At 63.4% G+C, this 18,483-nt stretch carries 20 protein-coding genes, 1 tRNA gene and 1 pseudogene; 8 read left to right on the top strand and 14 right to left on the bottom strand.

The features are described 5' to 3' along the window. Positions 1–111, bottom strand: a 111-nt coding sequence (locus SO140_RS08655; RefSeq protein WP_498542535.1) for a ClpX C4-type zinc finger protein, incomplete at its 3' end; no start/stop codon positions are given. A gap of 176 nt (positions 112–287) precedes the next feature. Between SO140_RS08655 and SO140_RS08660 the strand changes: the two genes are divergently transcribed. Further along, positions 288–500 carry a hypothetical protein gene (locus SO140_RS08660; protein WP_449384334.1) on the top strand — a complete coding sequence of 71 codons (213 nt, stop codon included), beginning with the start codon at positions 288–290 and terminating at the stop codon, positions 498–500. A 57-nt stretch (positions 501–557) separates the two neighbouring features. Here the strand turns inward: SO140_RS08660 and SO140_RS08665 are convergent, their stop codons facing one another. The 3 genes from SO140_RS08665 to SO140_RS08675 all read right to left on the bottom strand — a co-directional run bounded on the left by SO140_RS08665 (position 558) and on the right by SO140_RS08675 (position 3,087). Beyond that, complete coding sequence (locus SO140_RS08665) at positions 558–1,193, bottom strand: ATP-dependent Clp protease proteolytic subunit (protein WP_449384333.1); 636 nt, start codon at positions 1,191–1,193, stop codon at positions 558–560. Between the two features lie 268 nt (positions 1,194–1,461). After that, positions 1,462–2,823, bottom strand: coding sequence for a trigger factor (gene tig, locus SO140_RS08670; RefSeq protein ID WP_449384332.1), 1,362 nt, complete (start codon positions 2,821–2,823; stop codon positions 1,462–1,464). A 179-nt stretch (positions 2,824–3,002) separates the two neighbouring features. Further along, a tRNA-Leu gene (locus SO140_RS08675) sits at positions 3,003–3,087 on the bottom strand. 156 nt (positions 3,088–3,243) lie between these two features. Between SO140_RS08675 and SO140_RS08680 the strand changes: the two genes are divergently transcribed. Then, complete coding sequence (locus tag SO140_RS08680; RefSeq protein WP_498542536.1) at positions 3,244–4,548, top strand: multicopper oxidase family protein; 1,305 nt, start codon at positions 3,244–3,246, stop codon at positions 4,546–4,548. 7 nt (positions 4,549–4,555) lie between these two features. Here the strand turns inward: SO140_RS08680 and SO140_RS08685 are convergent, their stop codons facing one another. Then, positions 4,556–4,993 carry a GNAT family N-acetyltransferase gene (locus SO140_RS08685; RefSeq protein WP_449384331.1) on the bottom strand — a complete coding sequence of 146 codons (438 nt, stop codon included), beginning with the start codon at positions 4,991–4,993 and terminating at the stop codon, positions 4,556–4,558. Then, complete coding sequence (locus SO140_RS08690) at positions 4,993–6,492, bottom strand: NAD(P)H-hydrate dehydratase (RefSeq protein ID WP_449384330.1); 1,500 nt, start codon at positions 6,490–6,492, stop codon at positions 4,993–4,995. The genes SO140_RS08685 and SO140_RS08690 overlap by 1 nt, the downstream gene beginning before the upstream one ends. A gap of 376 nt (positions 6,493–6,868) precedes the next feature. Between SO140_RS08690 and SO140_RS08695 the strand changes: the two genes are divergently transcribed. Continuing rightward, complete coding sequence (locus SO140_RS08695; RefSeq protein ID WP_007603495.1) at positions 6,869–7,207, top strand: P-II family nitrogen regulator; 339 nt, start codon at positions 6,869–6,871, stop codon at positions 7,205–7,207. Between the two features lie 152 nt (positions 7,208–7,359). Next, positions 7,360–8,633 (top strand): annotated as a pseudogene (gene glnA / locus SO140_RS08700) (type I glutamate--ammonia ligase). Between the two features lie 99 nt (positions 8,634–8,732). Here the strand turns inward: glnA and SO140_RS08705 are convergent. Then, a complete protein-coding gene (locus SO140_RS08705) occupies positions 8,733–9,353 on the bottom strand; it encodes an alpha/beta hydrolase (protein WP_498541868.1) in 621 nt (206 codons plus the stop codon). Positions 9,354–9,400: 47 nt separating this feature from the next. After that, on the bottom strand, positions 9,401–10,174 hold the full coding sequence (locus SO140_RS08710) for a gamma-glutamyl-gamma-aminobutyrate hydrolase family protein (RefSeq protein WP_449384601.1): 774 nt from the start codon (positions 10,172–10,174) through the stop codon (positions 9,401–9,403). A gap of 306 nt (positions 10,175–10,480) precedes the next feature. Here SO140_RS08710 and SO140_RS08715 point away from each other — a divergent pair, with 306 nt between their 5' ends. After that, a complete protein-coding gene (locus SO140_RS08715) occupies positions 10,481–11,617 on the top strand; it encodes an AI-2E family transporter (RefSeq protein ID WP_498542418.1) in 1,137 nt (378 codons plus the stop codon). A gap of 6 nt (positions 11,618–11,623) precedes the next feature. Here SO140_RS08715 and SO140_RS08720 read toward each other — a convergent pair whose 3' ends face one another. The 6 genes from SO140_RS08720 to SO140_RS08745 form a co-directional block, all read right to left on the bottom strand. Beyond that, complete coding sequence (locus tag SO140_RS08720; protein WP_449384599.1) at positions 11,624–11,923, bottom strand: antibiotic biosynthesis monooxygenase family protein; 300 nt, start codon at positions 11,921–11,923, stop codon at positions 11,624–11,626. Between the two features lie 117 nt (positions 11,924–12,040). Further along, positions 12,041–12,277: a hypothetical protein gene (locus tag SO140_RS08725; RefSeq protein WP_449384598.1), complete on the bottom strand. Its 237-nt coding sequence runs from the start codon at positions 12,275–12,277 to the stop codon at positions 12,041–12,043. A gap of 59 nt (positions 12,278–12,336) precedes the next feature. Further along, entirely contained in the window at positions 12,337–13,551 is a 1,215-nt protein-coding gene (locus SO140_RS08730) for a GGDEF domain-containing protein (RefSeq protein WP_449384597.1), read from the bottom strand. Positions 13,552–13,776: 225 nt separating this feature from the next. Beyond that, positions 13,777–14,253 (bottom strand): 30S ribosomal protein S9, encoded by a 477-nt coding sequence (rpsI, locus tag SO140_RS08735; RefSeq protein WP_449384596.1) that lies wholly within the window; start codon positions 14,251–14,253, stop codon positions 13,777–13,779. 1 nt (position 14,254) lies between these two features. After that, the gene (gene rplM / locus SO140_RS08740) at positions 14,255–14,719 is read right to left on the bottom strand and encodes a 50S ribosomal protein L13 (protein WP_027522853.1); all 465 of its coding nucleotides are present in this window, start codon (positions 14,717–14,719) and stop codon (positions 14,255–14,257) included. 157 nt (positions 14,720–14,876) lie between these two features. Then, positions 14,877–15,305: a PaaI family thioesterase gene (locus SO140_RS08745; RefSeq protein ID WP_449384595.1), complete on the bottom strand. Its 429-nt coding sequence runs from the start codon at positions 15,303–15,305 to the stop codon at positions 14,877–14,879. Positions 15,306–15,389: 84 nt separating this feature from the next. On the opposite strand from SO140_RS08745, the gene SO140_RS08750 reads away from it, so the two are divergent. From SO140_RS08750 to SO140_RS08760, 3 genes are all read left to right on the top strand, one after another. Continuing rightward, on the top strand, positions 15,390–16,214 hold the full coding sequence (locus SO140_RS08750) for an enoyl-CoA hydratase (RefSeq protein WP_498542419.1): 825 nt from the start codon (positions 15,390–15,392) through the stop codon (positions 16,212–16,214). A gap of 130 nt (positions 16,215–16,344) precedes the next feature. Further along, positions 16,345–16,929 carry a CoA-binding protein gene (locus SO140_RS08755; protein WP_449380641.1) on the top strand — a complete coding sequence of 195 codons (585 nt, stop codon included), beginning with the start codon at positions 16,345–16,347 and terminating at the stop codon, positions 16,927–16,929. 133 nt (positions 16,930–17,062) lie between these two features. Continuing rightward, complete coding sequence (locus SO140_RS08760; RefSeq protein ID WP_449380642.1) at positions 17,063–18,343, top strand: O-acetylhomoserine aminocarboxypropyltransferase; 1,281 nt, start codon at positions 17,063–17,065, stop codon at positions 18,341–18,343. Positions 18,344–18,483: the final 140 nt, after the last annotated feature.

The raw sequence follows: 18,483 nt of genomic DNA on the forward strand, positions 1-18,483 counted from the left end.
GCAAATGAAGACCGTGGGACCCGCGATCAGTTTGCGGACTTCGTGCTGGCTCTTGCCGCAGAACGAGCAATACAGCGTGTTCTTGGAGTCGCTCGTGCCGACCTTACTCATTCATGTCTCCGTCCGCGGTTCGATCCCGTCCGCTCGATCGCTCCATTCCGGCACGACAGCCGGTATAGTTCAAATAGAGCAAATTCCGTACCAAAAAAGACCCTACGCGTTACATCCCGTGCGAATCACGGTCACTCGATTCTCCCGCGATCTTAGCCCATCAGTCGTAGCCAACCATGCTGTCACCCGACTATCAAGAATTCGCTAATCGGGGGTCGCCGGCTACCCGTGACAATACCGTGATTTCACGTCTTGGCACGGGGGAAGTGATCGAAATCACCCGGGCGTTGCTGGATTACCACGAAAGAACCAGCACGAAAGCGGAACTTTCCGCCTGCCGCGAGGCGCAAAACTGCTTTTTTGCGCCGCACGACGCGCCATTAACGTGAAGGCCGCCCTGACGATCCCAGGTAATTCCGGGGATCGCCGTTACCATATCGGTAGTGCTACGGGCCTTTCGGCGGCGCCGGATCCTCGGCCCGCTTGTCGATCACCTTGTCGACGAGTCCGAATTCCTTGGCGTCGTTTGCCGTGAGGAACTTGTCGCGTTCCAGCGCATCCTCGATCGACTTGTAGGTCTGCCCGGTGTGCTTGACGTAGATCTCGTTGAGCCGCTTCTTCAGGTTCAGGATTTCCTGCGCGTGCAGCATGATGTCGGTGGCCTGCCCCTGGAAGCCACCGGAAGGCTGGTGCACCATGATGCGCGCGTTCGGCAACGAGAAGCGCATGTCCTTCTCGCCGGCGGCGAGCAACAGCGAGCCCATCGAGGCCGCCTGTCCCGTGCAGAGCGTGGAGACCGGCGGGCGGATGAACTGCATGGTGTCGTAGATCGCAAGGCCCGACGTCACCACGCCGCCCGGCGAGTTGATGTACATCGAGATTTCCTTTTTCGGATTCTCGGCTTCGAGGAACAGAAGCTGCGCGACGATCAGCGTCGACATGCCGTCCTCGACCGGTCCGGTTACGAAGATGATGCGCTCCTTCAACAGGCGCGAGAAGATGTCGTAGGCGCGCTCGCCACGGTTGGTCTGCTCGACCACCATGGGCACGAGGTTCATGTAGGTTTCAACCGGATCGCGCATGAGTCACCTAGGTTTTTAGAGGCGGACATCCTCGCGGCAAGACAGTCTTGGCTGGAATTGCCTAGCGCGGATGGACGTCCCGTGATGCAGGACTTGAGTAGGTAGCCACAGATATAGCCCAATTCGCTCCTGACAAGGCCAGCGCAAATTAAGGCTTAATCCGACAAGACCCGTTGAAGCTGATTCGCGGAAACAGGCCCAGCCGGCCACCTGGCTAGCGCGCCCGCTTCCGCTGATCATCCTTAACGGAAGGCTTTCTTGCTAAGCCTTACGCAGCGGTCTTGTCCGCCTCGTCGTCCTTGTAGAGCTCCTCGCGCGAGACCTTCTTCTCGGTCACGTTGGCGAGCTCGAGGATGAAGTCGACCACCTTGTCCTCATAGATCGGCGCACGAAGCTGGGCCAGCGCGTTGGCATTGTTGCGGTAATAGTCCCACACTTCCTTCTCGCGGCCGGGCACCTGGCGCGCACGCTCGATCACCGCGCGACCGACCTCGTCGTCGGTCACGGTGATCTTGTTCTTCTCGCCGATCTCCGACAACACGAGACCGAGCCGCACGCGGCGGTCGGCGATCTTGCGATACTCGTCCCTCGCCTTCTCCTCGGTGGTGTCCTCGTCGGCAAAAGTCTTGCCGGCGGAGTCCATCTCGGCCTTGACCGAGTTCCACATCAGATTGAACTCCTCGTCGATCAGCGAGGGCGGCGCATCGAAGCGATGGGCCTCGTCGAGACGATCGAGCAGCGCGCGCTTGACGCGCTGACGCGTCGCGGTGGCGAACTCGGCCACCAGCCGCTCGCGCGCGGCTTCCTTCAGCTTGTCCAGCGATTCAAGGCCGAGCGACTTGGCAAACTCGTCGTCGATCTTGGTGTCCTGCGGCGCCTCGATCAGCGTCGCGGTGGTCTCGAACTCGGCGTCTTTCCCGGCGAGCTTGTCGCTCATGTAGTTCTTCGGGAACGACGCCTTCACAGTGCGGGTCTCGCCCACGCCGATGCCGATGAGCTGATCCTCGAAACCGGGGATGAAGGTGTTGGAGCCGATCTGGACCTGGATGCCCTCGCCGGTGCCGCCCTCGAACGCTTCGCCGTTGATGGTACCCTTGAAGTTGACGGTGACGCGATCGCCGGAGGCCGCCTTGGCGCCCTCACCCTTGTCGGCGTAGCTGCGGTTGTTGTCGGCGATGCGCTTGATGGCCTCGTCGACCTCGACATCGGTCACGTCGGCGACCGGTTTCTCGACCTGGAAGCTCTTGAAGTCGGCGAGCTGGATCGGCGGCACCACCTCGATCGCGACTGTGTAGGTCAGGTCGGACTTGCCCGAGAGCAATTCCTCGACCTCTTTCTGCTCGGTCGGCATGGTAATCTTCGGCTCGGTCGCAAGGCGGAAGCCGCGCTCCTGGAAGATCTGCGTGTTGGTGTCGCGAATGGTCTGGTCGATGGTCTCGGCCATCACCGAACGGCCGTAGACCTTCTTCAGGTGAGCAACCGGCACCTTGCCGGGACGGAAGCCGTTGAGGCGCACCTTGTCCTTGAGGTCGACGAGCTTGGCGTCGGCCTTGGCATCGAGATCAGACGCGGCAACGCTGATCTTGAACTCGTGCTTCAATCCTTCCGAGAGGGTCTCTGTGACCTGCATGGCGTCCAATCTTCTTCTCGCTTCGTCACGGCGCTTGCCGCCGCGACATTTGTCATCAATCGATCCGGCGCGCGGGCAAAACGCCTCTGCGCCGGTGGTTCATCGGACCTACCTCCACGGGACAAAACGTCCATGAGGAACGAGGCCCTTCAGTAATCCGTGCAAACGCTGAAAGCGCTTGGTGCGGGCGGAGGGACTCGAACCCCCACAACTTTCGTCACTGGAACCTAAATCCAGCGCGTCTACCAGTTCCGCCACGCCCGCGTGAATTTGCATCAAGACCGGCCGCGATGCCCGCGGGCGGCCGGGCTTATAGCATGTGCCCGCCTGTTCGCAGCAAAAAAATGGCCGTGTGGATGCCCCCTTCAGATAGGCGCGACGGCTGGACTTATCCAGCGCGGCGTGGTCCGCATCACCCTCATGACGAAGCAATTTTTTGCCCCGACCCGACGTGAGGTTTTGGCCGGCCTGGCGGCCTCGGCGGCGGGTCTGGCCGAGGGCGGAGCAACGCCACCGGCAGCTGTGCGGCTCACCCTCCAGGCACGACCTGCGACGCTGGCTCTGAGGCCGAGGCAGGCAGCTACACCAATCTGGGATCTCGCAGCGCTAAATCCACCTGGTGCCGTCCATCTCAGGCGCGGTGACCGCTGCGAGGTGACCTTCCGCAACGATTTGCCTGTGCCAGTCGCACCAGTCTGGTACGGCCTCGATGGCGCGGCGGCTGCCGAGCCGCTGCTGGGCGGCGCTGCTGTTGCGCCGGGAACGACAGCAACATCAATGATTTCAATGCCTCACGCCGGGACGCTGCTGGCCGACCTCAGCCTGCTCGAGGAGGGCCTGAAGCAGCCTACACGGCCGCTCCCGATCATCGTCGACGAGGCCGACCGCGTCCTCGTGGATCGTGATGAGGTGCTGCTGATCGAGGAATGGCGCCTGCGGCCGGATGGGATCGCAATCGCCCCGGGCACCGATCCCAGAGAGACGACACCACTCTACACCCTCAACGGACGGACTTCATTCGAGCTCTCAGCATCCGGCAATCAGCGACTGCGGCTGCGCTTTATCAACGGCTCCCAACGTACTGTTCTGGCAATCAAATTGGAAAATTACGAGGTCCGCGTGATGGCCCTGGACGGACAGCCTGCCGAGCCCTTCCCGGCTCGCAACGGGGCCCTGGTGCTCGCCCCAGGTGCGCGCGCGGACGCATTTGTGGATACGGCCGCATCGGCCTCATTCCTGCTGCATGACGGCAAGGAGGCGCGCCAGATCGGGACCCTCGCGATCACCGGCTGGTTCGAGCGACGCGCGCCGCTGCTGCCGCCACCGCCGCTCCCCTCGAATGACCTTCCCATCCAGCTCGATCTGAAAAACGCCCTGCGGTTCGATGTCGCGCTCGGCGCCCCTGATGCCGGTTGGACCCACGCAGCAAGCTCCTTCGCCTCATCCGCCCCAGCCTTTCGGGCCAAGGCCGGTCGTACTGTCGTGTTGGCCTTGAAGAACCCTGGGCCAGTCACCACCGCCTTTCACCTGCATGGCCATCATTTCCGCCTGCTCGACAGGCTCGACGACGGCTGGAAGCCATACTGGCTCGACACGCTCGCGATTGAGCCGGGCCAAACCCAGCGCGTCGCGTTCGCGGCGACATACCCTGGACGTTGGTTGATCGAGTCCGTCGCGACCGACTGGGCCGCACCGCGGCTCATCCGCTGGTACACGGTGGAGTGAGCAAGCCCTACGGGCGGCTCCAGACGTAGCGAGCGTCCGGTTCTTTCTCCTCATTCCTCGTCCCGTCGCTCTCCTCGACCAGCTCGAACCCACGGGCCTCGTAGAAGCGTCGAGCTCGAACGTTGCGTTGGAAGGTCCAGAGCTGCAGGTGTTCGAAGGCGCTCTTGGCGACGTCGAGCAGCGCGGTGCCGACGCCTCGCCCTTGCGCGTCGGGCAGCACGTAGAGTTGTTCGATCCAGTCGTCGCGGAAAGCCACGATTCCAACTAACGCGTCCCCGGCAAAGCATCCCCACAGACGGCACGCAGCGAAGACTCGCTCGCGATAGAACCAGCGGTCCTCATTGGGCGTGTGCAGCCCGACCAGCCACGGCATCGCATCGTCGAAGGCGATGCGATGGACCCGTGCGGCCGCATCCATATCGACCAGCGCGAGCTGTCTGAGCACTAGTACTTCACCCCCAGCGCATCATAAATCCGCCGGTGCACCGCCGGCAGCGTCTCGGTCAGGTCCTCCGCAATCAGGCCGGGGCCGGCCTCACCCGCCGCCTCACCATGCATCCACACGCCAATGCTCGCGGCCTCGAAGGCCGGCACGCCCTGCGCCAGGAGTCCCGCGATGATGCCTGAGAGCACGTCGCCGGCACCGGCCGTCGCGAGCCAGGGCGGCGCGTTGGCTGCGATCGTCGCACGACCATCGGGCGCGGCGATGGTGGTGTCCGGTCCCTTCAAAAGCACGACCGCGCCGCAGCGCTCAGCGGCGGCACGGACGCGCTCGAGCTTTGAGCGGCCGGGATGCTTGTTGCTGAGGTCGGAGAACAGGCGCGGAAACTCGCCCTCATGCGGCGTCAGCACGACATCGCTATCGCGCGACGACTTGATCGATTCAAACAGCCGCTCGGGGTTGGCGGCAAAGCTCGTCAGCGCATCCGCATCGAGCACCAAGTGTCGTTGCGACGAGAGCGCGGTGTGGACGAAGTCGCAGGTGCGCGTCCCCGTGCCGGTGCCCGGACCGATGATGCAGGTATTGTAGCGCTTGTCGGAGAGGAGCTCGCCGAACTCGATCGCAGTGTCGACCGGTCGGACCATCACCGCCGTCAACGCGCCGGCATTGATCGCGAGCGCATCGCGCGGGCTGGCCAAGGTTACGAGCCCAGCGCCGGCACGCAGCGCGCCGCGCGCGGCGAGACGTGCAGCGCCGGTTGCCGCCGCATCACCGGATACCGCGAGCACGTGGCCGCGCGCGTATTTGTGGCCGTCGATCCGCGGCACAGGAAATGTCGCCCCCCAAAAGTCCGGCTCGTTCTCGAACAGCTGCGGCTTGATCTCGTGAAGCACCTGATCGTCGATGCCGATGTCGGCGACACGTACGCGGCCGCAATGGATCCGGCCGGGCAACAGAAGATGCGCGGGCTTCTTGCGGAAGAAGGTGACGGTCTCGGTGGCGTTCACCGCAACGCCCATCACGCTTGCACTGGTGCCGTTGATGCCACTCGGCAGATCGACGGCCAGCACCGGCGCGCCATTGGCGTTGATCGCCGCGATCATCTCACGCGCCTCGCCTTCGAGCGGGCGACTGAGACCGGCGCCGAACAACGCATCGATGATCAGCGCGGGCCTGCCGATCGCCTGCGGATTGAACGGCAAGAGCGGATGCTTCCAGCCGCGCGCGGCGGAGGCCGCATCGCCCTGGAGCTGGTCGCGCTCGCACATCAGGATGACGGAGACCTCGCGCCCTTGGGCTGCCAGCTCGGCTGCGGCGACAAAGCCGTCGCCGCCATTGTTGCCGGGGCCGGCCACCACCAGGATCGGCCCCTCCTCCGCCAGCGCGCTCGCGGCTTCGGCGACCGCTTGGCCGGCACTCAGCATCAGCTTGAAACCTGGCGTGCCGGCCGCGATGGTGAGCTGGTCGGCCCGCTGCATTTCAGCGTTGGTCAGTACTTCCATGCCATTTCCCTGGTACAAACGCCTTTTCAACAGGCAGTTTCCGTGCCGATCTCGGGCTGAAGTCCGCAATCTGCACACAGATTGAACTGTTTGCCTATTTCGTAGTCTTCGCTATTTTGGACTAGTTGGCCCACCTATCCGAGATGCTCGTTAAAAGGCTGATAAAGCTCCAAAAATCAGGGCATTTGCAACTTGGCATAGACCCTGCTTTTGAGGAAGCCGCATCGGTTCGTCGTGCTCACTGGCATTCATCAGGGTGTGGCCGGCCACCGCCCGGGCTGGTCAGGCAGCTTGGGACAGAAGACAACTCCGCGCGATGACAGAGCGCATCCTGACGAAGACGTTGCTATTTGATCGAAAGGCCGGGAGGCGCGCAGTGAAGAAAATCGAAGCCATCATCAAGCCATTCAAGCTCGACGAGGTGAAAGAGGCGCTTCAGGAAGTAGGCCTCCAAGGCATTACGGTCACCGAGGCCAAGGGTTTTGGCCGCCAGAAGGGCCACGCAGAACTTTACCGCGGCGCAGAATACATCGTGGACTTCCTGCCCAAGGTCAAAATCGAAATCGTGATCGGCGACGACCTGGTCGAGCGCGCGATCGACGCGATCCGCCGTGCGGCGCAGACCGGGCGCATCGGCGACGGCAAGATCTTCGTCTCCAACATCGAAGAAGCGATCCGCATCCGAACCGGCGAATCCGGGCTGGACGCTATCTGAGCCGGGTGCTATCCCGAATTTTGCGACACTCTACCTAAGAAAAAAGGCTGCCTTGGCGGCCTGACGTTGTTTGTGCACTCGCGCGCCTCAACAAGCGAGAACAACGTCGCTCGTAGTCCGGAAACCGACCCGCAGAGCCAAAAGGGGTATGCATGAAGACCGCCAAAGACGTCCTGAAAGCGATCAAGGATAACGACGTCAAATACGTCGACCTCCGTTTCACCGATCCGCGCGGCAAGTGGCAGCACGTGACCTTCGACGTCAGCATGATCGAGGAGGACACCTTCGCCGAAGGCCAGATGTTCGACGGCTCCTCGATCGCCGGCTGGAAGGCGATCAACGAGTCCGACATGTGCCTGATGCCCGACCCGGTCACCGCGACGATCGATCCGTTCTTCGCGGAGACCACCATGGTCATCGTCTGTGACGTGCTCGAGCCGACCACCGGCGAGCCCTACAACCGCGATCCGCGCGGCATCGCCAAGAAGGCCGAGGCGATGGTCAAGTCGATGGGCGTCGGCGATGCCGTTTACGTCGGCCCCGAGGCCGAGTTCTTCGTGTTCGATGACGTGCGCTATTCCGCGCAGCCCTACAACACCGGCTTCCGGCTCGACTCCGCGGAGTTCCCCACCAACTCCGACACCGAATATGAAGGCGGCAATCTCGGCCACCGCATCCGCACCAAGGCCGGCTACTTCCCGGTGCCGCCACAGGACTCCGTGCAGGACATGCGCTCGGAGATGCTTGGCGCCATGGCCAAGATGGGCGTGAAGGTCGAAAAGCATCACCACGAGGTCGCTTCCGCCCAGCACGAACTCGGCATGAAGTTCGATACGCTCACGCTGATGGCCGATCACCTGCAGATCTACAAATACTGCATCCACCAGGTCGCGCACATCTACGGCAAGACTGCCACTTTCATGCCGAAGCCGGTCTACGGCGACAACGGCTCGGGCATGCACGTGCACCAGTCGATCTGGAAGGACGGCAAGCCGGTGTTCGCGGGCAACAAGTACTCCGACCTGTCGGAGACCTGCCTGTCCTACATCGCCGGCATCATCAAGCACGCCAAGGCCATCAATGCCTTCACCAACCCGACCACCAACTCCTACAAGCGTCTGGTCCCGGGCTATGAAGCGCCGGTGCTGCTCGCCTACTCCGCGCGCAACCGCTCGGCCTCGTGCCGCATCCCCTACACCGCTTCGCCCAAAGCCAAGCGCGTCGAGGTGCGCTTCCCCGATCCGCTCGCCAACCCCTATCTCTGTCTCTTATACACATCCTCGACAAGGACCGCGCCTTCCTGAAGGCCGGCGGCGTGTTCGACGACGACTTCATCGACAGCTACATCGAGCTGAAGATGACCGAGGTCGAGCGCTTCGAGATGACCCCGCACCCGGTTGAGTTCGAGATGTACTATTCGGGCTGATCCGTCCCGACCATGAGAAGCGAAAGGCGCTCCGAAAGGGGCGCCTTTTTTGTTCGCATAGTCGGCAGAATGGGCAGAGCCAAAGCTCCACCTGCGTGCTCACTCAGCGCGAAGAAATGGCCTCAGCCATTCGCGCGCCATCCGAATGTCATCCTCGATGATCGAATGGCCGGTTGGTAGCGAGTGGTGTGTCACCTCGGCGCCCATGCGCGCCAGACGCCTTGCCAGGCGGGCGCCATCTCCGGGCGAGCGGCGTTCGTCGTAGTGGCCGTCGATGATGAGAGCCGGCGTACCAGGAACGCGTGTAGCTGGATCAACAGCGAACGGAGACAGCGGTCTGAGAAGAACAGCACCGGAGAGAGAGCGGGGATGAAGCATGACTAGAGCAGCCGCCATGATTGCGCCGTTCGAAAAACCGACGGCAATCGGCGGCTTTGGAAACCGATAATCCATGCCGAATTGGTTCACTTCGTCCGCAAGCCGATCCGCTCGGGCAATGAGATCGCGTTCATCGATCGAGCGATCCTCGAACCGGCGAAAGAACGCAAAGCCACCTTCCCAAGGAAGGGCTCCACGAACCGCAACCGCCGTCGAGGCCGGCGCAAGCTGGCCGGCAAGTGGCACCATGTCCTGCTCGGTCCGACCAGAGCCATGAAGCAACAGCAGCGGGGTGTCGTAGACCCCGGCCCCCTTGATGAAGTAGTGATCATGCGAGGCCATTCACGGCTCCCCGATGGCAGAAGGGCCCCTCGCCGCGCGCTAACCGGCTACGCCGTCGCCCGCTGCCGCGCCACGAGCGCCTCGCCGAACGCCTGAAAGATCTTCCGGTTGATCGGATTGCGCTGCGGGTCGTATTCCGCGTGCCATTGCACGCCGAGCGCAAAGGTCGGGGCTTCCGCGATGCGGATCGCCTCGATGGTGCCGTCTTCGGCGACGCCTTCGATCAGCACGCGCTTGCCCGGCTCCAGAATGCCCTGGCCGTGCAGCGAATTGACCTTGATCTTTTCGCAGCCGAGGATTCTGGCGAAGGCGCCACCGGGGGTGAGATCGACCTCGTGGCGATCGGCGAACACGACGGTGGGATCAGGATGGATCTCGCCGTTCTCGAGCCTGGGCATACGATGGTTCATGCGGCCCGGTATTTCGCGGATCTCGGGATGCAGCGAGCCGCCGAAGGCGACGTTCATCTCCTGGAGGCCCCGGCAGATACCGAACAGCGGAATGCCGCGGGCAACGCAGGCGACCGAGAGCGTCAGCGCGACCTCGTCGCGATGGATGTCGTAGGGCTCGTGCTTCTGGCAGGGATCGACGTTGAAGCGCGTGGGATGGACGTTGGCGCGGGCGCCGGTGAGCACGATGCCATCAACGCAATCGAGCAGCGCACCGATATCGGTGATGTCTGCCGAACCCGCAAACATCAGCGGCAAGCCGCCGGAAACCTCGGCCACGGCGCGCAAGTTTCGCTCGCCGACCATCTGGACCTGGAATCGATTTTCGACGCGATGGGAATTCCCGATTACGCCGACGACCGGCTTTTTCATCTCCCGTTCCGACCTCCCCGCCGAAGAAGATTCTCCAAACATGCCCGTCGGATGGAACAATTTCAACCGAAGGGATCGCGGGACGGCAATGCTATTTTCGCCTGAATGCCTCCGCTGAAAGCGCAGTTGAGGCCCAAACCGGCCCATCCGGGTCCGCGAGGCAGGATCTAAGGGGCTGTCAAAGGGGCCGTTCGCACGGGCGAGCCGAGATCGCGGACGCGTCAAACCGGCACGCGACCCCGGCTTGATCCGCAGCGGGATTTCGCGAAAGAGTGCCGTGCACGCCGGCCGCGCAAAGGAAACCATGTGACGATTCCCGCAGATGAACGATCCCGGACCCGCAACGATCTGGCCTGGGCGATCGCGGTCGGCGGCATTGGCATCGTGCTGTTTGCAGCAGGGCTGGTCTTCACCTGGTATTTCGCCGCAACGCTGCTGTTGATCTTCACGGGCATGCTGCTCGGCGTCGGCCTCAATGCGCTGACCAACGCGCTCGGGCGCCATGTCGGCCTGCCGCATCCGCTCCGGCTTGCAATCGTCTGCATGGTGCTTGCGGCGATGCTCGCGGGGGTGGCCTATCTCGGCGGCGCGACCATCGCCGAGCAGGCCTCCGCGCTCAGCAACACCATCAAGTCGCAGCTCGTTACCGTCAAAGCCTTCCTCGAGAGCCACGGCATCGACACCAGCTTCTTCGACATTGGCAACGCCTCCTCCGCGAACGCGACGCCGTCCGGCTCGGAAACGGCGCCTGGCGCGTCACCCCCACGCACCGGACTCCCCGGCGCCGGTGCGCTGGCCTCCAGCGGCGGGGCGATCGTGAGCCAGACCCTCAGGCTGCTGCTCGGCACGATCAGCGCCGTCGGCAACTTCTTCATCGTGCTGTTTCTGGGGCTTGCCTTCGCTGCGCAGCCCAGCGTCTATCACGACGGGCTCCTGTTCATCGCGCCGGCCAGGCATCGCCCGCGTGCCACCGTCATCATCGACGGTATCAGCGAGACGCTGGAGCGCTGGCTGATCGCGCAGATCATCGTCATGCTCGCGGTCGGCGTGGTGACCTGGATCGGACTTGCCGTCATCGGCATCCCCGGCTCGTTCATCCTGGGGATCCAGGCGGGTCTCTTGGCGTTCATCCCGACGGTCGGCGCCATCATCGCCGGCGTGATCGTGGTGCTGGCAAGCATCGCGTCAGGCTGGGTCGCGGCGCTCTCTGCCCTGATCCTGTTTCTCGGCGTCCATGCGATGGAGAGTTACGTGCTGACGCCGATCCTGCAGCGGCAGGCGCTCGATATTCCGCCCGCCACGCTGTTCGCGTTCCAGATCCTGCTCGGTGTCGTCTTCGGCATCTGGGGCCTGGCGCTCGCGCTCCCGCTGGTCGCCATCGCCAAGGTTTTGCTGGATCATTTCAAGAGCTATGAGGCGCCGGCGCAGACCGCGACGGTGTGAGACGGCTCAAGCCGTCGTCACCACCGTATTGGTGTGCTCGACCTCAGGCGGCGCGGCAAAGTACTGGCCGACGAGACCCCGCCATTCGGCAAAGTTCTCCGAGCCGCGGAAGTCGACGGTGTGGTTCTCCAGCGTCTCCCACTTCACCATCAACCGGTAGCGCTGTGGTTTCTCGATCGATTTGTGCAGCTCGAAGCCATGAAAGCCCTTGGAGCGGCCGAACGCGGCCTTGGCCTTGGCCACCGCCGCCTCGAAATCCTTCTCGCTGCCCGGCTTGACGTCGATTTGCGCGATCTCGGTGATCATCGTTTCCACCCTTCTTGTTTGACAGGGCGTGTCTAGCGCAGGCGGCTGAAAAGAAAAAGGCGCCGAAACGGCGCCTTCCGATCACCTTGGGGTCACAGCCGAACCGCACTGCTCTCTTCAGGCGAACAACAGGACTATGCCGACCACCGTCAGTGCGCAGGCGACAAAGAGTGTGATCGGTCGATGGTCGCGATTCTGCGCGTAGCGGCCCTGAGCGCGGCGCTCGGTGATCAGCGCCGTCTCGTATTCGTCCGATGTCGAGAAGATGCAGCCAAAGCCGCCGCGCGCAGATGCCGCGGCCGCTTCGAGCGACACAAGAGCCGCTTGTGAGGTCTGTTGACGGATCGTCTCCATGACCACGATGGTAGCGGTCGAATGGTAAACAGCGCCTTACCGCAAGCTCCCTTCGCGTCTCAGGCCGTCGCCGGTCGTGGCACCGGGAGCCGCGCGGCAGTCTGACGGCGCCAGTTCTCCAGCGACAGCGGCAGCTCTTCAGCGGCCTCGACGCGATTGCGGCCGCCTCGCTTGGCCTGGTAGAGCGCGGTGTCGGCGGCAGCCAGCAGCACCTCGAGCTCGGTGCCGGCCGGACCACCGGCAACGCCGATGCTGACGGTGGTGTCGACCGGGCCCTCGTCGACGACGATGCCCGATGTCTCGAACGCCTCGCGCACGCGCTCGGCGACCAGCACGCCCTCTTCCAGCGAGCACGGCAACAGCGCCGCGAACTCCTCGCCGCCGATCCGGCCCGACAGGTCGGAGATACGCAGATTGGTGGTCACGACGGTCGAGAAAAGCTTGAGCATCTCGTCGCCCGCGGGGTGACCGAAGCGGTCGTTGATCGACTTGAAGTGGTCGATGTCGAAGATCATGACGGTCACCGGCCGCCCCGCCTTGGCCTCGCGCTCGATGACGCGCGAGCAGGCTTCCGCAAAGCCGCGCCGATTGAACATGCCGGTCAGCGGGTCCATCGATGCAGCGGTCTTGTGTGCGGTCACCGTGCGCTCGGACACTAGCATGAAGATCACGAACACGGTGCCGACGGCGTAGAGGATGAGTTCGACCGCGAACACCGTGACCCAGATGCTGGTAGAGAAGTGCGGATCGTTCGGCCGCAGGAAGCCGCCGATCAGGATCGGCATCATCAGCACGCAGCCGTGCATGATCGGCACGGCGAAGACCGGCCAGCTTCGCTGCAGGCTCTTGCGTCGCTCGGACCATAGCTCGCCCGCGGTCAGCGCTGCGTAGACCGAGACGATGCCGGCGCCGATCAACATGCGCAGCGTCGCGGCAGCCGGATCGAGCAGCGTCACCGCGGCAGCCCAGCCGAGCGCACCGAACAGAAGTCCGGGCCAGTTCGGCTTGCGGCCGTGGAACACGCGCGCGGCGTTCCAGACCATGCCGCAGGCGACGAAGCCGACGGCGTTCAGCGCGAGATAGAGCTGCGCGCCAAGCTTGTCGCCGGCGGCCGTCCAAAGCGCGACGGAAGCCGCGCCAAGGAGATAGGCAGTACCCCACCATTTCAGCGCGGGACTTTTCTCTTGCCTGCCGAAGAACACCATCATGGCGCCGAGCAGTGCGGCTACCATCGTGGCAACCAGGTATAGCGTGATGCTATCGAGCGACATCATGTCAGCCCCCTTTAGAAACCAGCCAATACGCGATCAGCCCGATCGCGTGCCCTTCCAGCGGCAACGTTAGGTCTTGCCGGGTTCCATTCAGGTTTTCATGCAGACGCAACTTTTCGGGAAAACACCGGCTCAATTTGCATACAAACGAACAACAAAAGGGCGCCGAATTCGGCGCCCTTTTGCATTTCATTGAAGCCGCTTTCGCGACGAATTTTATCGAAGCGGTTAGCGCTTGGAGAACTGGAAGGACCGGCGGGCCTTTGCCTTGCCGTACTTCTTGCGCTCGACCACACGGGAGTCGCGGGTCAGGAAGCCGCCCTTCTTGAGCACGGTACGCAGCTCCGGCTCGAAATGCGTCAGCGCCTTCGAGATGCCGTGGCGGACTGCGCCGGCCTGGCCGGAGAGACCGCCGCCGGCGACGGTGCAGATCACGTCGTACTGGCCGGAACGCTGGGCCACGGAGAACGGCTGCTCGATCATCATGCGCAGCACGGGACGGGCGAAATAGACCTCGACCTCGCGCGAGTTGACCGTGACCTTGCCGGCGCCCGGCTTGATCCACACGCGGGCGACAGCGTCCTTGCGCTTGCCGGTGGCATAGGCGCGATTGAGCTTGTCGACCTTCTTCTCGTGCTTGGGCGCCTCGGGAGCGGCTGTCTTGAGCTGCGAGAGCTGGTCGAGCGACTGGATGGATTCGGCCATGTTATGCGGCCCTCGTGTTCTTGCGGTTCAACTTGGCGATGTCGATCTTTTCCGGGCTCTGCGCCTCGTGCGGATGATCGGCCCCGCCATAGACGCGGAGGTTGCCCATCTGGACGCGACCGAGCGGACCACGCGGGATCATGCGCTCGACGGCCTTCTCGAGCACGCGCTCGGGGTGACGGCCTTCGAGGATCTGGCGCGCGGTGCGCTCCTTGACATGGCCGACATAGCCGGTGTGCTTGTAGTAGGTCTTCTGCTCGCGCTTGCGACCGGTCAGCACCGCGTGCTGGGCGTTGATGATGATGACGTTGTCGCCGCAATCAACGTGCGGGGTGTAGGTCGGGAGGTGCTTGCCGCGCAGCCGCATGGCAACGATGGTGGCGAGGCGGCCGACGACCAGACCCTTGGCGTCGATCAGCACCCACTTCTTCGTCACCTCGGCGGGCTTTGCCGAAAAGGTTTTCATATCTGATTTCCGTGGACGGGGAGATGACGGCGCGAACGACGCGCCGGACTGCGCGGTTTCTAGAGAAGTGGCGCGCAGCGGTCAATGCCCGGCAAGAGAAATTAAGTAAGTAAAATCAGTATCTTAAAAATAAGGTGCTATATTACCTCGAAAAACCTCAAACATTTGGAATGGAATAGGTGGACGTGACATGGGCAATCGGATCCGGCGACGTGCCCGAGAGCAGATTGACCTCCCCGACCGCGAGGCGCTTGCCGAGCTTCAAAAGCCGGGCCTCTGCCAGCACATCCTGCCCCGGCTGGCCCTTGCGCAGGAAGTTGATGTTGAGATTGGTGGTGACCGCGAGCCCGATCGGACCGATCGCAGACAGCAGCACCACGTACATGGCGAAATCGGCAAGCGCCATCAGCGTCGGCCCCGACACGGTTCCCCCGGGCCGCAGCATCCTTTCGCTATAGCGCTGGCGCAGCAGCGCTGTCTGTCCGTCGGCGCTCTCGATCGTGATGTCGTCGCCGCTGAAGGCCTGGGGAAACTCCTCGCGGAGAAACTGCTCGACCTCAGCCACGCTCATCTTCGCTAACGCCATGCCACCCCTCACCCTCGCTTCACGTTGCCAGTTACATTAAGTTATCTCCGTCATCCAACTGCAATATCCCAAGCGGAATCTTCAATGTCCGTCCAGCCCGCCCGCACCCCCTCCCCGGAACCGCCGATCCTGTTGCGGGAGATCGTCGGCAGCGTCGCCGTGCTGACGCTGAACCGCCCCGCCGCGCGCAACAGCCTGTCGGAGGCGATGATCGGCCAGCTGCATGCGAGCTTCAACGCGATTGCCGAGGACAAGCGCATCCGCGCCGCCGTCATTGCGGCCAACGGCCCGGCCTTTTCCGCCGGCCACGACATGAAGGAATTGACCGCGCGCCGCAGCGATCCCGATCGCGGCCGCGCCTATTTCGCCGAGATGATGAACGCCTGCAGCGCGATGATGCAGGCGATCGTGCGCCTGCCCAAGCCCGTGGTCGCAGCCGTCCAGGGGATCGCGACGGCGGCCGGCTGCCAGCTCGTCGCGAGCTGCGATCTTGCGATCGCTTCGGACGCCGCAAGCTTTGCGACGCCCGGCGTCGACATCGGCCTGTTCTGCTCGACGCCGATGGTGGCGCTGTCGCGCAACGTGCCGCGCAAGCAGGCGATGGAAATGCTGCTCACCGGCGAGCCGATCCCCGCCACACGTGCCCGCGAGATCGGCCTCGTCAACCGTGTGGTCGCGGCCGGCACCGAACGCGATGCCGCGATTGCGCTGGCCGAACAGGTCGCGCTGAAATCTGCCTACACCGTCAAGCTCGGCAAGGAGGCGTTCTACCGCCAGGCCGAAATGAGCCTTGCGGATGCCTATCGCTATGCGGCGGAGGTGATGACCGAGAACATGATGGCGCGCGACGCCGAGGAAGGCATCGGCGCGTTCATCGAAAAGCGCGAGCCGAAATGGGAAGATAGGTAAGCAGCCAACTCCTCATCCTGAGGAGCCGCGGAACGCGGCATCTCGAAGGATGAAGGCCCCGCCGGTGGCCTCATGGTTCGAGACGCATGTTCCGCGCTCCTCGCCATGAGGGGCTAGAGAAAAGAGCAAAATGAATCACGACGCCTATCCCGACAATTACATCCGCGGCATCCTCAACAGCGTGAAGTCGATCGCGATGGTCGGCGCCTCGCCGGTCAATGTTCGGCCGAGTTATTTTGCGTTCAAATATCTGGCGCAGCGCGGTTACGACATGATCCCGGTCAATCCCGGTCATGTCGGCAAGGAGCTCATCGGAAAGCCCTTCGTCGCCTCGCTCGCCGATATCGGCCGTCCGGTCGACATGATCGACATCTTCCGCAACTCCAGCCACATCATGCCCGTGGTCGAGGAGGCGTTGAGGCTCGATCCGCTGCCGAAGGTGATCTGGATGCAGCTGGGGGCACGCGACGACGCGGCCGCGGAGAAGGCCGAGGCCGCTGGTATCAAGGTCGTGATGAACCGCTGTCCCAAGATCGAATATGGCCGGCTATCCTCGGAAATATCCTGGATGGGCGTCAATTCGCGCACGCTCAGCTCCAAACGTCCGCCCGCGCCGACGCAAGGCATGCAATTGTCGCTCAATCGCATGAGCGTCGGCGGCGGCAATACCGCAGCGGCCGATCGCGCGGCCAAGAACAAGACCGAGCAGAGCTGACGCACCCGAAAAAGGTTCAAGTTCTGAGCGCGACATAGCGAAGCACGTTTCGAGCTGACGCGGCTTGACGCCGGGCGCGGCCCCGATCAGCATGCCGCGCGTTTTCAGACGACCCAAGAACAGGACGCCACGAATGAGCGATCGCCTTCCGGGATTTTCGACCCTTGCCGTGCATGCCGGTGCACAGCCCGATCCGACGACCGGTGCGCGCGCAACGCCGATTTATCAGACGACCTCTTTCGTCTTCAACGACGCCGATCATGCCGCCTCGCTGTTTGGCCTCCAGTCGTTCGGCAACATCTATACCCGCATCGGCAATCCCACGAATGCGGTGCTGGAAGAGCGCGTCGCAGCGCTCGAAGGCGGCACCGCCGCGCTTGCGGTGGCCTCGGGCCATGCCGCGCAGGTCGTGGTGATGCAGCAATTGCTCCAGCCCGGCGACGAATTCATCGCCGCGCGAAAGCTCTATGGCGGCTCGATCAACCAGTTCACCCACTCGTTCAAGAGCTTTGGCTGGAACGTGGTGTGGGCCGATCCCGATGACATTGCGAGCTTCGAGCGCGCGGTGACGCCGCGCACCAAGGCGATCTTCGTCGAGTCCATCGCCAATCCCGGCGGCAGCATCACCGACATCGAGGCGATCTCCACGGTTGCCCGCAAGGCCGGCGTGCCGCTGATCGTCGACAATACGCTGGCGACACCCTATCTGATCAAGCCGATCGACCACGGCGCCGACATCGTCGTGCACTCGCTGACGAAATTTCTGGGCGGCCATGGCAACTCGATCGGCGGCGTCATCGTCGATGCCGGCACCTTCGACTGGTCGAAGGACGGCAAATATCCGATGCTGTCCGAGCCGCGCCCCGAATACCATGGCATCAAGCTGCACGAGACCTTTGGCAATTTCGCCTTCGCGATCGCCTGCCGCGTGCTCGGGCTGCGCGACCTCGGTCCTGCTCTGTCGCCCTTCAACGCCTTCCTCATCCTCACCGGCATCGAGACGCTGCCGCTGCGCATGCAGAAGCACTGCGACAATGCCAAGGCGATCGCCGAATTCCTGTCCGGCCACTCCGCCGTGGCGTCGGTGAGCTATGCGGGTCTGGCGAACGACAAGTACAATCAGCTCGCGCGCAAATACGCGCCGAAGGGTGCCGGCGCGGTATTCACCTTCAGCTTGAAGGGCGGTTATGACGCCGGCGTCAGCCTGGTGTCGAAGCTGACGCTGTTCTCGCATCTGGCCAATGTCGGCGACACCCGCTCGCTGGTGATCCACCCCGCCTCGACCACACACAGCCAGCTCGACGATGCCGCCAAAGTAAAGTCCGGCGCCGGCCCCGACGTGGTGCGCTTGTCGATCGGCATCGAGGACAAGGAGGACCTGATCGCGGACCTCGAACAGGCCCTGGGCGCGTAATTTGCTGTCATTCCGGGGCGCCTCGAAGAGGCGAACCCGGAATCTCGCGCCGCAGCTTCTGGATTCCGGGTTCGTCGCTCCGGGCCGCGCTTGCGGTCCCGTCGCGACGCCCCGGAATGACGGGGCTCTCGTTAACGCTC

This window comes from Bradyrhizobium sp. UFLA05-108, assembly GCF_059803455.1.

Coding starts and splice junctions, on each gene's coding strand:
- SO140_RS08660 (WP_449384334.1), top strand. CDS start 288: ATGCTGTCACCCGACTATCAAGAATTCGCTAATCGGGGGTCGCCGGCT.
- SO140_RS08665 (WP_449384333.1), bottom strand. CDS start 1,193: ATGCGCGATCCGGTTGAAACCTACATGAACCTCGTGCCCATGGTGGTC.
- tig (WP_449384332.1), bottom strand. CDS start 2,823: ATGCAGGTCACAGAGACCCTCTCGGAAGGATTGAAGCACGAGTTCAAG.
- SO140_RS08680 (WP_498542536.1), top strand. CDS start 3,244: ATGACGAAGCAATTTTTTGCCCCGACCCGACGTGAGGTTTTGGCCGGC.
- SO140_RS08690 (WP_449384330.1), bottom strand. CDS start 6,492: ATGGAAGTACTGACCAACGCTGAAATGCAGCGGGCCGACCAGCTCACC.
- SO140_RS08705 (WP_498541868.1), bottom strand. CDS start 9,353: ATGGCCTCGCATGATCACTACTTCATCAAGGGGGCCGGGGTCTACGAC.
- SO140_RS08710 (WP_449384601.1), bottom strand. CDS start 10,174: ATGAAAAAGCCGGTCGTCGGCGTAATCGGGAATTCCCATCGCGTCGAA.
- SO140_RS08720 (WP_449384599.1), bottom strand. CDS start 11,923: ATGATCACCGAGATCGCGCAAATCGACGTCAAGCCGGGCAGCGAGAAG.
- SO140_RS08725 (WP_449384598.1), bottom strand. CDS start 12,277: ATGGAGACGATCCGTCAACAGACCTCACAAGCGGCTCTTGTGTCGCTC.
- SO140_RS08730 (WP_449384597.1), bottom strand. CDS start 13,551: ATGATGTCGCTCGATAGCATCACGCTATACCTGGTTGCCACGATGGTA.
- rpsI (WP_449384596.1), bottom strand. CDS start 14,253: ATGGCCGAATCCATCCAGTCGCTCGACCAGCTCTCGCAGCTCAAGACA.
- rplM (WP_027522853.1), bottom strand. CDS start 14,719: ATGAAAACCTTTTCGGCAAAGCCCGCCGAGGTGACGAAGAAGTGGGTG.
- SO140_RS08745 (WP_449384595.1), bottom strand. CDS start 15,305: ATGGCGTTAGCGAAGATGAGCGTGGCTGAGGTCGAGCAGTTTCTCCGC.
- SO140_RS08750 (WP_498542419.1), top strand. CDS start 15,390: ATGTCCGTCCAGCCCGCCCGCACCCCCTCCCCGGAACCGCCGATCCTG.
- SO140_RS08755 (WP_449380641.1), top strand. CDS start 16,345: ATGAATCACGACGCCTATCCCGACAATTACATCCGCGGCATCCTCAAC.
- SO140_RS08760 (WP_449380642.1), top strand. CDS start 17,063: ATGAGCGATCGCCTTCCGGGATTTTCGACCCTTGCCGTGCATGCCGGT.